The 14,740-nt window shown below is 30.8% G+C and carries 13 protein-coding genes; 10 read left to right on the top strand and 3 right to left on the bottom strand.

What is annotated here, in order from left to right:
• Positions 1-130: 130 nt before the first annotated feature.
• A complete protein-coding gene (locus AC2D8K_RS05415) occupies positions 131-1,183 on the top strand; it encodes an alpha/beta hydrolase (protein WP_002451017.1) in 1,053 nt (350 codons plus the stop codon).
• 123 nt (positions 1,184-1,306) lie between these two features.
• Here the strand turns inward: AC2D8K_RS05415 and AC2D8K_RS05410 are convergent, their stop codons facing one another.
• Entirely contained in the window at positions 1,307-1,813 is a 507-nt protein-coding gene (locus AC2D8K_RS05410) for a GNAT family N-acetyltransferase (protein WP_002451016.1), read from the bottom strand.
• 126 nt (positions 1,814-1,939) lie between these two features.
• Here AC2D8K_RS05410 and AC2D8K_RS05405 point away from each other — a divergent pair, with 126 nt between their 5' ends.
• The 5 genes from AC2D8K_RS05405 (at position 1,940) to AC2D8K_RS05385 (ending at position 7,363) form a co-directional block, all read left to right on the top strand.
• Positions 1,940-2,863 carry an NAD-dependent epimerase/dehydratase family protein gene (locus AC2D8K_RS05405; protein ID WP_002451015.1) on the top strand — a complete coding sequence of 308 codons (924 nt, stop codon included), beginning with the start codon at positions 1,940-1,942 and terminating at the stop codon, positions 2,861-2,863.
• Positions 2,864-2,876: 13 nt separating this feature from the next.
• On the top strand, positions 2,877-3,551 hold the full coding sequence (graR, locus tag AC2D8K_RS05400) for a response regulator transcription factor GraR/ApsR (protein ID WP_002451014.1): 675 nt from the start codon (positions 2,877-2,879) through the stop codon (positions 3,549-3,551).
• Positions 3,544-4,584 carry a sensor histidine kinase gene (locus AC2D8K_RS05395; RefSeq protein ID WP_037552000.1) on the top strand — a complete coding sequence of 347 codons (1,041 nt, stop codon included), beginning with the start codon at positions 3,544-3,546 and terminating at the stop codon, positions 4,582-4,584. The genes graR and AC2D8K_RS05395 overlap by 8 nt, the downstream gene beginning before the upstream one ends.
• A gap of 138 nt (positions 4,585-4,722) precedes the next feature.
• On the top strand, positions 4,723-5,484 hold the full coding sequence (locus AC2D8K_RS05390) for an ABC transporter ATP-binding protein (RefSeq protein WP_002451012.1): 762 nt from the start codon (positions 4,723-4,725) through the stop codon (positions 5,482-5,484).
• On the top strand, positions 5,474-7,363 hold the full coding sequence (locus tag AC2D8K_RS05385; protein WP_484698166.1) for an FtsX-like permease family protein: 1,890 nt from the start codon (positions 5,474-5,476) through the stop codon (positions 7,361-7,363). The genes AC2D8K_RS05390 and AC2D8K_RS05385 overlap by 11 nt, the downstream gene beginning before the upstream one ends.
• A 73-nt stretch (positions 7,364-7,436) precedes the next feature.
• Here the strand turns inward: AC2D8K_RS05385 and AC2D8K_RS05380 are convergent, their stop codons facing one another.
• Positions 7,437-7,826: a DUF1398 domain-containing protein gene (locus AC2D8K_RS05380; RefSeq protein ID WP_484698164.1), complete on the bottom strand. Its 390-nt coding sequence runs from the start codon at positions 7,824-7,826 to the stop codon at positions 7,437-7,439.
• A 436-nt stretch (positions 7,827-8,262) separates the two neighbouring features.
• Here AC2D8K_RS05380 and AC2D8K_RS05375 point away from each other — a divergent pair, with 436 nt between their 5' ends.
• A complete protein-coding gene (locus AC2D8K_RS05375) occupies positions 8,263-8,880 on the top strand; it encodes a DUF47 domain-containing protein (protein ID WP_002433514.1) in 618 nt (205 codons plus the stop codon).
• 15 nt (positions 8,881-8,895) lie between these two features.
• Positions 8,896-9,906: an inorganic phosphate transporter gene (locus AC2D8K_RS05370; protein WP_002451009.1), complete on the top strand. Its 1,011-nt coding sequence runs from the start codon at positions 8,896-8,898 to the stop codon at positions 9,904-9,906.
• Between the two features lie 440 nt (positions 9,907-10,346).
• Here AC2D8K_RS05370 and AC2D8K_RS05365 read toward each other — a convergent pair whose 3' ends face one another.
• Positions 10,347-11,168, bottom strand: a complete 822-nt coding sequence (locus AC2D8K_RS05365; protein WP_002451008.1) for a LysM peptidoglycan-binding domain-containing protein — start codon at positions 11,166-11,168, stop codon at positions 10,347-10,349.
• Between the two features lie 384 nt (positions 11,169-11,552).
• Here AC2D8K_RS05365 and AC2D8K_RS05360 point away from each other — a divergent pair, with 384 nt between their 5' ends.
• The gene (locus AC2D8K_RS05360) at positions 11,553-12,197 is read left to right on the top strand and encodes a Bax inhibitor-1/YccA family protein (protein WP_002451007.1); all 645 of its coding nucleotides are present in this window, start codon (positions 11,553-11,555) and stop codon (positions 12,195-12,197) included.
• A 481-nt stretch (positions 12,198-12,678) separates the two neighbouring features.
• Positions 12,679-14,664 (top strand): helix-turn-helix domain-containing protein, encoded by a 1,986-nt coding sequence (locus tag AC2D8K_RS05355; RefSeq protein WP_484698162.1) that lies wholly within the window; start codon positions 12,679-12,681, stop codon positions 14,662-14,664.
• Positions 14,665-14,740: the final 76 nt, after the last annotated feature.

Genomic DNA, 14,740 nt, shown 5'->3' with positions numbered 1-14,740 from the left:
TGTACTTTACAATTAAATGTGATTGATTTAATCTTAAAAGCAATTCATCTTTTTAAATAGAAGATGAATTGCTTTTTTAGCGTAATTAATTAAACGATATAATTGAGCATTGATGAGAGGATTATCCGTCATGAAGGCAAAACATAAATGGTTGTTGATAACAATTGTTGTCATTTTAATAGTAGGTACTAGTATTGGTTTACTATTGAAAACACATTATGATCATGAACATCGACAACAACAAAATAAAGAAAAAGTCCAAATCAATAATAAAAACGTGAAAGTTTTACAGAATATTTCTTATGGTCAAGGTATACCTAATAGTAAACTGGATATTATTATGCCATCTGATATGAATAAAGATAGTAAGTTACCAGTCATCTTTTGGATGCATGGTGGAGGTTTTATTGCTGGCGATAAACAGTATAAAAATCCATTACTATCTAAAATAGCTGAACAAGGTTACATTGTGGTAAACGTCAATTATGCGTTAGCACCTCAATACAAGTATCCTACACCTATTGAACAAATGAACAAAGCGGTCAAATTTATTAAAACGAATGAACATGATTTGCCAATTGATTTTGATCAAGTGATTATAGGTGGCGATTCTGCTGGCGCACAATTAACCAGTCAATATGTTGCTATGCAGACAAATCAGTCATTACGTGATGAAATGAAATTTGAACCGGAATTTAAACCTTCTCAAATTAAAGCGGCGATATTCTTTGGCGGATTCTATGATATGAAGACAGTTAAATCAACAGAATTTCCTAGGATTCAATTATTTATGAGAAGTTATACAGGTACGACAAATTGGGAGAGTAATTTTAAAAACCTATCTCAAATGTCTACAATAAATCAAGTAACCAAAGATTATCCGCCTACATTTTTATCTGTAGGAGATGCGGATCCGTTTTATAGTCAGAATATAGATTTTTATAAAAAATTAAAAGAAAAAGATGTGCCAGCTGAGACATTATTTTATGATGGCTCACATCACTTACACCATCAATATCAATTCCATTTAAATAAACCAGAATCTAAAGAAAATATTAAACGGGTACTCTTATTCTTAAGTAGAAATACATCTTCTTCAGGTGTTGAACGTAATAATCAATCTAATAACAATGAAAACAATAATATGAATCAAGATGTGCAATTAGATCCATTCAGTGAATAAAACAAACCACCGTAAAACGACAATTATAGTCGTTTTACGGTGGTTTTTTATACATGATATATCGTTATCAACTTATTTCATCTAATTATATGATAAAATTCAATATGTAATTACCATAAACAATTAATTTAAAATTTTAGCCATCACGTATTCATTATAATATTTGTTGTTAATATACAGCTTATCTTTTAATTCGCCTTCAATTTGGAATCCAGCGCTCTTAAATAAGTTAACAGCACCATCATTTTCGGGTACCACTGTCGCTTCAATACGACGGATATTATGATTGAGGGACCATGCTTCTATTGCATTAATCAAAGTTTGTCCGACACCATCTTTTTGGTACAGTTTTTTAACACCTAGATATACAATCGCTTCATGGCGTGTACGTTCATATGTTTCAGTACCTACAAAACCGTATCCTACAAGTTGATCGCTACTTTCGACAACAAAAATAGCTTTAGAAGAAGAGGTAATATAATCTTCTAAGTGCTTAATCACTTCGGTAGTACTGGGTGCATACTCACCAGGATTGTAAAATGTGAATTCTGATTCATCATAAATTTTGGTAAGTAAGTCTATAAAATTGTCTACGTCTTTTATACTGATTTCACGAATAGCGTGAGGCATGAAAACACTCCTATATTCATTTAAGTTTCTGCTACTTCTATATTATAATATAAATAAGTTAAGTTTGCTTTGAATCGTGTAATTGCACACGATGGAGTGTTCATTATACACAAGGGAGTTTAAAATATGAAACCAAAAGTACTTTTAGCAGGCGGCACAGGCTATATTGGGAAACATTTAAGTTCGGTAATTGAAAATGATGCTGATTTATATGTATTGTCAAAGTATCCAAAACCGGAACATGTTAATGCAACTGATATGACATGGTTACAGAGTGATATTTTTAATTATCAAGATGTCGTTGAAGCGATGAAAGAGATTGATATAGCTATTTTTTATTTAGATCCAACGAAAAATTCAGCGAAATTAACGCAAGCGACAGCGCGAGATCTTAATTTAATTGCTGCTGACAACTTTGGTAGGGCAGCGTCAGTGAATCATGTTAAAAAGTTAGTATATATTCCAGGAAGTCGAAATGATCATCAAACGATGGAACGTTTAGGCGCTTATGGTGTGCCAGTAGAGCGTACGAAATTGGAAATCAAACGTCCTCATATCAATGTAGAATTGCAGGTGTCTAAGTACGATGATGTTAGAACGGCTATGAAAATGGTTTTGCCTAAAAAGTGGACACTTGACCAAGTTGTTGAATACTTTTTTAATTGGTTAAATAAAACCAAAGGAACGATTGTTAAGACGTATCATAGTGATGACCATTATTATATATATTTAAAAAGTAAAAACAAACCATTGGCTATTTTTAAGAAAGTGTTAACAGAGGACAACCTCATCACTTTATATTTAGTTGGTGGTAAGTTAGTCAAATCCAATGCGAAAAAGCAAGGGAAATTAGAGTTTCGATTGCTAAAAAATAACGCAATTGTTTTAGTTCATCTATATGATTACATTCCTAAAATGTTTTGGCCTGTATATTATTTTGTTCAAGCACCTCTACAAGGCATCATGATGCGTGGATTTGAAGTGGATTGTCGCATCAAACATTTTCAAGGACGTGTTCAATCTGGAGAAAAAATTAAGTACACAAAATAATAAGGTGATATGAATGCAAATATTATTAGTAGAAGATGACAATACATTGTTCCAAGAACTCAAAAAAGAATTAGAACAATGGGATTTTAATGTAGTAGGTATAGATGATTTTGGAAATGTTATGGATACATTCGAAGCATTTAATCCAGAAATTGTTATTTTAGACGTGCAATTGCCAAAGTATGATGGCTTTTATTGGTGTAGAAAAATGAGACAAGTGTCTAATGTACCTATTTTATTCTTATCCTCAAGGGATAATCCGATGGATCAAGTCATGAGTATGGAGTTGGGTGCTGATGATTATATTCAAAAACCATTTTATACCAATGTTTTAATAGCTAAACTCCAGGCGGTTTATCGTAGAGTATACGAATTTGGTGTTGAAGAGAAACGTACATTGAACTGGCAAGATGCTGTAGTAGATTTATCAAAGGATAGTATACAAAAAGGTGATCAAGCTATCTTTTTATCTAAAACAGAAATGATCATTTTAGAGATGTTAGTCAATAAAAGAAATCAAATTGTCTCACGTGATACATTGATCACCGCATTGTGGGACGATGAAGCGTTTGTAAGCGATAACACATTGACTGTCAATGTCAATCGATTAAGAAAGAAACTATCTGAAATTGGTATGGATAGTGCGATAGAAACGAAAGTTGGTAAAGGGTATATGGCGCATGAATAATTTAAAGTGGTTTTGGTTATTCGTTAAATCGCGATTAAATTGGATATTATGGATTGTATTTATCAATCTAGTCATGATCGGAATTGCGTATATTGATTATGATATTGCAGCAGATAGCGTATGGTATATCGTTGTTCTGAATTTAGGTATGAGTGTATTATTCATCATTTTTACATTTTTTAAGGAATCTAGGTTATCTAAACATTTTTATAAAAATAAAGAAATAGAAGAAATTAAACATAAAGATTTAGCTGAAACGCCATTTCAACAACAAATCGTAGACTATTTATATCGAAATATAACTTCCCAGAAAGATAAGGTATTAGCGCAACAAGTACAAATTAAAAATCATGAACAAAGCATTACAGAATTTGTTCATGATATTAAAACCCCAGTAACAGCGATGAAGTTATTAATTGATCAAGAGCAAGATTCTAAACGTAAACAAGCATTATTATACGAATGGTCACGGATCAATGAAATGTTAGACAAACAATTGTATTTAACAAGGTTAGAAACTCAAAATAAAGATATGTACTTTGACTATGTCTCTTTAAAACGTATGGTTATTGATGAAATTCAGTTGACGCGTCATATTAGTCAGGCTAAAGGTATTGGATTTGAATTAAATTTTACGGATGATTTTAAAGTGTACACAGATTTAAAATGGTGTCGTATGATGATTAGACAAATATTATCTAATTCATTGAAATATAGTGAAGATAATATGATTGAAATGAATGGTAAATGCATCAATCAACATATCGTATTAGAAATAAAGGACTATGGACGTGGTATAAGTAAGAAAGATATGCCAAGGATTTTTGAAAGAGGTTATACGTCTACAGCTAATAGAAATGAAACGACGTCATCAGGCATGGGTTTGTATTTGGTTGATAGTGTTAAATCACAATTAGGGATTGAAATTAAAGTAGAGTCTAGCGTAGGAAAAGGAACTACTTTTAGCCTCATATTCCCACAACAAAATGAAGTGATTGAACGCATGTCTGAAGTGACAACATTGTCATTTTAAACATGCGTTTTGTTACACAGAATTAGCGCATTTGTTATATTCAATCGTTATAATAATATTGAATAGTTATGCGTTTCATTATATTTACAAATGATGTGGCATCAACGTTAAACAGTTGATAATCATAGGAGTGTTAAAGTGGCAATATTAGAAGTAAAACAATTAACAAAAATATATGGCAATCAATATTCACCACAAGAAGTGCTACATGATATTAATTTATCTGTTGAAAAAGGTGAATTTATCTCAATTATGGGGCCTTCTGGTTCGGGAAAAACAACATTATTGAATGTACTGAGTTCCATAGATTATGCAACGCAAGGATCGATTAAATTAAATGGGCAGCCATTAGACAAATTATCAAACAAAGCGTTATCCAATATACGTAAAAAAGACATTGGATTTATTTTCCAAGATTATAATGTCTTACATACCTTAACGGTAAAAGAAAATATTATGCTACCGTTATCTGTAAAGAAAATAGATAAACAAGAAATGAAACAGCGCTATGAACGAATTGTTGAGGCATTAAATATTAGTGATATCAGTGATAAGTACCCAACTGAATTGTCAGGAGGACAAATCCAAAGAACGTCAGCCGCTAGAGCGTTTATTACTAACCCATCAATAATATTTGCTGATGAGCCAACAGGAGCATTAGACTCTAAAAGCACGCAAGACTTATTAAAACGACTATGCAAAATGAATGAGAAATTTGATACTACGATTATAATGGTTACCCATGACCCCGTAGCAGCTAGTTATTCAAATCGAGTGGTTATGTTAAAAGATGGAAGAATCTTTACTGAAATTTTCCAAGGTGAAGACGATAAACAAACTTTTTACAATGAAATTATTAGAACACAAAGTGTACTTGGTGGCGTGAATTATGACCTTTAAAGAAATTATTTTTAAAAACTTTCAACAAAAGTTTTCGCATTATGCCATATATTTATTTTCTTTAGTTATTAGCGTAGTCCTATATTTTAGTTTTATTACTTTAAAATATGCACATCATTTACATGGCAATCAGAATTATCCAATCATTAAAGAAGGTTCTCAAATAGGAAGTTATTTTCTATTTATCATTATTATCGTATTTATTTTGTACGCGAATCTGTTGTTTTTAAAACGGCGAGGTCGTGAATTTGCCTTATTGCAAACAATTGGTCTTTCAAGATTCAATATTTTACAAATGATTATGATTGAACAATTACTTATTTTTATTGCCACTTCTATTTTAGGAATTATCATTGGTATTTTTGGCTCTAAAATATTGTTAATGATTGTTCTAAGATTACTCGGTATTAACATTACTGTTTCAATCATTTTCAGTGTGTCTGCTATTTTACAAGCAATTTTATTGATTGTTGTGGCGTACATTTTAACTATAGGTCAAAGTTATTTTTATATTAGAAGACGTTCTATTATAGAATTAGCCTCTAATATGACCAAAAGAGAAATCAATCATAATCGTTTTACAATGGGTGAATTAATTTTAGGTGTATTAGGCGTACTCATGATTCTGACAGGTTATTATTTATCGACAACAGTTGTTGAACATTTTAATAGTATTTTTCAGCCATTTGTTATTTTGATATGTACAGTGATTGGGGCGTATTTCTTTTTTAGAAGCACTGTTTCACTAATCTTTAAAGCAATTAAGAAAGTGAGACAAGATACAGTAAGCGTCAACGATGTGATGTTTACAGCACCGATTATGTATCGTATAAAGAAAAATGCGTTTTCTTTAACTGTTATGACAATTATTTCTGCTATTACTGTATCAGTATTGTGTTTTGCAGCGATTAGTCGTGGGACGTTAACCAATGAAGTTCTATTGAATTCGCCACACGATGTGACGTTAAAAGATAAAGAAAAGGCCAATGAATTAGCATATGAATTAAACAATAAAAATATTGAGAATTTTTATAATTATAAAGAAGTTGTTTATAGTAAGTTGTTTAAAGACAAATTATTTGAAAAGGGCATTGCTAAACCATATGAAGTATCTGTAACGAGTGACAAGTATATACCTAATGTTGAAGTGTCGAAGGGTTACACAGATATTATAGTACCTGAAGGTAGAGTAAGTGATGTCATGAAATATAAGAAGCACGGTGTAACACAATTGGGGACACATCAACACTCGATCAAAGTTAAATTAAATAAAGAAATTAACCAAGTTTATTTTATGAGTGATGTTGATTTAGGAGGACCTACTTTAGTATTAAATGACAAAGATTACCAATATTTAAGAAATCATACTAAAGCTAAAAATATTGTGTCTCAATATGGATTTGATATTAAACACAAAAAGGACAGGCCAGAATTGCAAAGTGCGGTAAAAAATGTGGATAAAAATATTGAAACGAGAAGTGAAGCAGCAAGTGAAATTTCAAGTTTAACGGGTATATTACTATTCGTGACATCATTTTTAGGAATCGCGTTTTTAATTGCGGCAGGTTGTATCATATATATTAAGCAAATCGATGAAACAGAGGATGAAATAGAAAATTATTCTATATTGCGTAAATTAGGTTTCACACATCGAGATATGGCCAAAGGTTTGAAATTAAAGGTTCTATTTAACTTTTCATTACCATTAATCATTGCTTTATTACATGCATATTTTGCTTCACTGGCATTTATGTCATTGTTAGGTGCGACCAATCAATTCCCTATATTTATTGTTATGGCAGTGTACACAGCCATTTATGCTGTATTTGCCTTAACAGCTTATAATCACTCTAAAAGGACAATAAGACATTCAATTTAATATTAAATAAAAAAGGATTTCATTGTAATCACAAGATGTACAATGGAATCCTTTAAATATATGATTCGAATGATTATTGCGGGATTTGTTCACTTACAATAGTTTGTTGGTTTAAATCAATATATGAACAAGTACCAGCATTAATATCAATAAACCATTTATAAATACCAGCTTGAGCCATTTCTTCACAAAATGTAGGAAAATCAGTCTGTCCTGCTTGATGACGTGTGAGAATGTCTTTCACTTCTTCAACATGTGAAGTGTCAGCGATAGGATGGGATACTTTCACACCTTCTGCTGTAATCGTTTGACCATCGGTATTTGTATAAACAGAAGTACCATGTTGAATATTCACTTCATTACTAACCATTCCCATATCTTTAAAAACTTTGAATAGCATTGGGAAATCGGGACCAGTATATTTTTCATGTGCTTCTTGAATTGATTTTAATGTAAATTCCATAATTATCTCCTTTAGTATAGTAATGCTAGTATAAAGTGGAATAGGAGGGATAGCAAAAATTATGGTTTATATTTGGTATATGGGAAATTGATTGAAAGACATCATTTAAAACGTTAAATTATAAAGTGGATTGGTTATTATACTCCTTTTGTGCACATTAGGAAAGTGTATGTAAAATTTTGTTTGCGTATTTGTTAAGAATTTGTAAATTGAATTGTAGTTATGTAAATTTTGTGATATTTTCAAGTAGGAACAAATCGCAATTTATTTGAATGCAATCATCATTGCTTATAACTATGATTTACATAATATTTACAAAATGAAAAAGTGAATCTCCTTTTTTCTGAAAATTGTAAATGTGTTCCTTATAATAGGTCTTATGGAGTAAAAATTTATGAATGTGATTGGCAACAATCGCTCAAATGGAGGATTTTGAATGTTTAGTAAGAAAAAAGATAAGTTCATGGTTCAGTTAGAAGAAATGGTTTTTAATCTTGATCGTGCAGCAATTGAGTTCGGTAAAATGGATTTCAATACACATTTAGATTTGAAAGCATATTCTGATAATATCAAAACTTATGAATCTCATGGTGATGAATTAATGCATCAAGTGATTACTGATTTAAATCAGACTTTTATCACACCAATTGAACGTGAAGATATCTTATCTTTATGTAATGCAATTGATGATGTGTTAGATGCTATGGAAGAAACGTCAGCAATGTTTGAAATGTATTCAATCGAATATACAGACGAATACATGGCTGAATTTGTTGAAAATATTCAAAAAGCAGTTGCAGAAATGAAACTAGCTGTAGGTTTATTAGTAGATAAAAAATTATCTCACATGCGTATTCACTCAATTAATATTAAAGAGTTTGAAACGAACTGTGACGGTATTTTAAGACAATCTATGAAACATATCTTCAACAGTGAAACAGATCCAATCACATTAATTAAAATAAAAGATATTTATCAAAGCATGGAAGAAATTGCAGATAAATGCCAAACAGTCGCAAATAATTTTGAAACTATAATCATGAAAAATAGCTAAAGGGAGTCCTCACTTATGGAATATATTTTAATCGTCACGATAGCTATAGTTATATTTTCATTAATATTTGACTTTATCAATGGTTTCCATGATACAGCCAATGCTGTAGCTACTGCCGTATCTACGAGAGCATTAACTCCAAGAACAGCCATTTTATTAGCTGCAGTTATGAACTTTATTGGTGCTTTAGCATTTACTGGAGTTGCTGGTACAATAACAAAAGATATTGTAGATCCGTTTAAATTGCAACATGGATTGGTTGTTGTTTTAGCAGCAATTATCGCTGCGATTGCATGGAACTTAATTACTTGGTTATATGGTATCCCAAGTTCGTCATCACATGCATTAATTGGATCAATCGCAGGTGCAGCTATTGCTTCAGAAGGATCATTTGGAGTATTACATTACCAAGGTTTCACTAAAATTATTATCGTGTTAATTGTATCTCCAATTATCGCTTTCTGTGTTGGTTTTATTATGTATTCAATTGTTAAAGTCGTATTTAAAAATGCTAACTTAACACGTGCTAATCGTAACTTTAGATTCCTTCAAATCTTCACAGCAGCGTTACAATCATTCTCACATGGTACAAACGATGCTCAAAAATCAATGGGGATCATTACTTTAGCTTTAATCGTTGCTAATATTCAAAACGGTTCAAACGTAGAACCAGCATTATGGGTTAAAATTGCATGTGCTACTGCTATGGGTCTTGGTACTGCAGTCGGTGGTTGGAAAATCATCAAAACTGTTGGTGGTAACATTATGAAAATCAGACCAGCAAATGGTGCTGCAGCTGACTTGTCATCTGCGTTAACTATTTTCGTAGCATCATCATTACATTTCCCACTTTCAACAACACACGTTGTATCTTCATCAATTTTAGGTGTTGGTGCTTCTAACCGTGCGAAAGGTGTTAGATGGAGTACAGCACAACGTATGTTAATTACTTGGGTAATTACATTACCTATTTCTGCAGTATTAGCAGCACTTGTTTACTTTATAATGCATTTCTTCTTAAAATAATATATATAACATAGCGATTTAAAGATTTAGGTTGAGCGTTTAAGACATACGCTCAACCTTTTTATATAGTCTATTTTTAGCTATGAAATATAGAGGCTAATGTATTTGATGATAAAACAACTTTCCTAAGTCAAGTAGTGTCTATATTATCGCTCCAGAGAATTCAGTAGAAACATAATAGATGATAATATTTATGATGAGAGTGTCATTATTAAGGTTGATAATGTTAGTTATGGAATAAGGGGAGCGTTTCGTCAGGTTAATTAATGGACTTATACCAGAATAGTCGTCTTAGTATTAGATTTATGATGATGATTAATGAGGGGGACATGACATATATAAGATCAATTTAGACAAAAAATCACCAACAAAGTGATATGCTTTGTTGGTGTTAAGCTATTTTTATTAAAAGTATAATTAATGATATAGCATCTCACTTTTTAGTGAATGAATGCATAACTTGATACTTCAGAAGCTGGAATTGTTCTATAGTTTGTGTTGTAAGGTCCGTTAGTATAGTTCATTTCTGAAATTAAGATACTTCCGTCACCATTCACACGTTCAACGTATGCAACATGACCATATGGGCCTGGAACGCTTTGCATAATTGCACCTACTTCAGGTGAATGGTCAACTTGGTAACCATCATTAGCTGCGCCTGTAGCCCAATATTTAGCATCTGACCAATATGTGCTAATTGGTTTACCAGCTTGTGCGCGTCGGTCAAATACGTACCATGTACATTGACCTTCAGTATATAAGTTTTGGTGGTTAAACGATGGTGATTGTGTGCTTGTATTACCTTGTGTAGCAGTTGCACCACCAGAACCAGATCCAGCGCCTGCACCAGAACCGCCATTAGGTATTTTTAAAGTTTGGTTAGGTGTGATTAAATAACCATTTAAATTATTGGCTGACATTAATTCGTTAACTGATACACCGTATTTATTTGCAATGATATTTAATGACTCACCTGATTGTACAGTGTGTGTTGAAGGTGATCCTGATTGTGAAGAAGTGTTTGAACTTGAGCTTTGAGAAGCACTTCCACCTACTGTGATGACTTGTCCAGGGAATACCATATTATTATCTAGATTATTGTTTTGTTTAATACTATCTACAGACGTATTATATTTCTGAGCGATAGTCCATAATGATTCTCCTGACTGTACTTTATGTTGAGTAGAAGCTTCGGCATCGTGATGAGAAAGTGCTGCGGCTGCGACTGAAGCGGCAGTTACTGCAAAGGCTAACTTTTTCAAAGTGACTCCTCCTTATATTTGCTTTAATATTTTTATTTATAGAAATTAAGTTTAACGATGTATCATCGCGTTTCGTTTTTTTACTACGCTATCCATACTAACAAAAATATTAGTCTCTGTGTGGTTTGTTATTATCTTGTAATATTGTTAACAATTGAGAGTTGAAATATTTCATTTGTGGAAATGTTGATATGACAGTTATGAAGCGGCTTTTTAATTAAAAATCCAATAATAAAGTTTTATAAATTGTAACAAAGTGTATAGTATATATAGAATTACCGACTAAGTATATCTATTTTTCATTATTATTACTTTTTTTAATTAATATATTATTGTAAAATCGTACCATTAGATAAACAAACCATAAATGAAGGAGCAGAATATATGTCACAGACTGCACAACATACAAATGAAACAAAAGATAAACATCGTTCACATGCTTATGCTAAGGTTTGGCTATTCTTCATGTATTATTGGATTATTTTTGGGATTGGTTGTTACTTTGGTCAATTTTTACCTATGGAATGGAGAAGACCCTTATCTCTTGCATTAATGGTCTTAGTATTAATTACCTTAGTGTTTCAGCGTGCACGTAAGTATGGTTTAGTTATTTCGCATATATATGCAATTATATTGGGACTTTTATCATATGCTATGTTTACAAGCTATTTGCAAAATTTAGGACCTGAAGTCTTTTATAAGAATATTATTTTAGCCATTGGTGCTTTTATTGCTTTTGGTATTGTAGGATTCTTTTTAATCAACGATGCATCAAGTATGGGAAGATATTTATTCGTTACTTTATTAGCATTAATTATTGCAAGCATTATTGGGATGTTTATTCATAATCCTATTTTCCATACTATTATTACAGTCGTAAGCTTATTATTGTTCTTGTTATATACCCTGTATGATTTTAATAGGATGAAACGAGGACAATTCTCTCCACGAGAAATGGGCTTTAATTTATTTATCAATCTATTAAATATCATTAAAGATATACTTCGATTGGCTAATCGATTTAGATAATCAAAATAGCGATTGTTCAAAAACAAAGATGTTGGCGTGAAATTAACTATGTGATGTAAAATATTTTCTTAATGTCTTTAGATAAAACATTAAGAAGTTAGCGCCGCATCTTTTTTTATTCGTAATATTTATGTTGTTTTATAACTTAATTTTTTCTAAATATATAAACAAGTATATTTTTTAAATAAGTGTTATAATTGTGTTAAATTATTTTGATTAGGTATTTAGAATGTTAATTAAGTTTGGAAGCTATACTGGGTTTATTAGAAAAGAGAGGGAGAAATATGCCGAATTCTTATTTGCGTATACTTTCTAATGTTGAATATCCGACAACTAGGTGTCAAGACGGGATCATCTTATTTTGGCCATTAGAGAGTGACATGTATGTTCAAAAATTTCGTAAACAAATGACGATTAATAACGACATCTATATCATCAACAATGCTGATGTTTTTAGTGTAAACACAAAAGGTAGAATGTCATGCTATATCTAACAAGTGATTGGTTTACAGAACAAGGTTTTTCATTTTTTGAATTTCAATATACGTCCAATCTGATTAAATCTTCTAATTTACTTAAAGACTTGATTTTACAGTTAGCACTCAAACGAATTAGTCAAGATAATCAAGAGATGCTGGATCAACTTACAAGGGAAATTGTTCAAATCATAGGTACAGAAGCAGTTGTAGATAAGGATATTGCAGTTAATCAATACAACTATACATATTATAATGATTTAAAAGAGGAATTAGAATATATCGATAATCACATTGAAACGAGATTGACATTAAAAGATATATCAACAGATCTTTTTATATCAAAATCAAATATTTCTTCCCAATTCCATCAATTAATAGGTATGGGGTTTAAGAGATATGTAGATACTTTAAAAATTAGTAAGTCAATAGAAATGATGCTAACCACTAGTGCCACAATTAGTCATATTAGTGACGCATTAGGTTTTAGTAATATGTCTACATTTTCTAAAATGTTCAAAGGCTATTTAGGTGTGACGCCCAATGATTATCGTAAACTTTCAAAATACGATAAGAATGTGATGTTTAAAGTGAATATTGAAACTGATCAAGATATTGAAGCTTTCAAAACATATGTTGAAGATTTAGTAGAGCAACATAATATTGAAAAATATGAAGATATCCAACTAGATATTGGTACGCCTAATAAAGTTAAACCATTTTATAGCACTATTCAAATTCAAACAATAGAAGAAATTCGATATTTATTTTTATATGACAAGTTTGAAAAATATGACTTTTCACGTACTGATGTCATTTTCTATATTGTACCAACACTCACAGAAATTTGTGATGTGATGACATATGACGACAAACGAAAAATTGCGGAGGTTATCATTGAAAAAGGGTTAAGGGTTGCTTTTAATATTGATAATTATAGAGTTATTGATCATTTAGGAATTTGTTTTAATGATGCAGTGTTAAAATTGAAAAATGCTATGAAAGTCATTCCTTATGAATATGAAGTGATTTCAGTATTCAATTTAGATGAAAAGGAAATACGTGAAATTTATAGAGATATTATTAAGTTTCAAGATTTGCATATTAATCATGTTATCGGCTTAGATATGACATGTTTGTTAGATGATCCTGTACTATTAAAAACGATAGAATCACAAATTAAGCGATTGAAATTCGAATATTTATTTATTGATAATGCCAAATTAAAAACATCCTATTTAATAGATGAAAATGAACATTTGTTATTAAAAAATGAGATTCAATTAAAGAACTTAAAAGCAATTCTGAATGAAATTGACTTTGTGAAAGAAAAGATGATTTTACTAAATGTAGAAAATCATCAATTAATTAACGATAAAGATAATGATTTAAGCAATAGTGCGCCACTTATCATTGAAACAATATCGACTTTAAGAGAAACATTTGCTGGATTAGGTTTTAATTTATATGACCATACACACCTTTTTAATACATTACACTTATTTGATAAGAACGGTTTTAAAACAACATTTGGCTTAATATTTAATGAGTTAACTTGGCTGTTCAACCAAGAGTATATTGATGCAAGTTACTACAAAAAAGTCGAACTCGATGACAGATATGTTTTATGTTTATTTGATTGGAGAATCATCGAAAACGAAGCTACAAATGAGAACTATGAAGATAGTCATGTGTATGTAAGTTTTGAGCAAACGCCTTCGAATAAGCGCTACTTTATATTCATAGGAAAAATAAATAGTTATAGTGGTAACCTAAATCATTTAATATCTAAAGATTTAAGGAATAAATATGACTGGACGAGTGAATTTCTAGATACTATAGATTATTACTTTAAGCCTATGGTAGAAGTGATTGAACATGATTTTACAGAAAAGTCGTTAGACATTAACCTTAGTTATAATTCCTTTTATATGATTACTATATTTAAAAATGAATCTAAAATCAAAAGGGCGTGGCACAACTCAATTTAAATTTATCGGTAATTTTGACAATAGATTAAAAACAAACAGGAAAGACAAATTTTCAGATATTTAGGATAATGTTATT

This window comes from Staphylococcus sp. 510 (assembly GCF_057219715.1).
The sequence above is the reverse complement of the archived record's forward strand: the minus strand, read 5'-3'. Positions and strand labels throughout refer to the sequence as shown.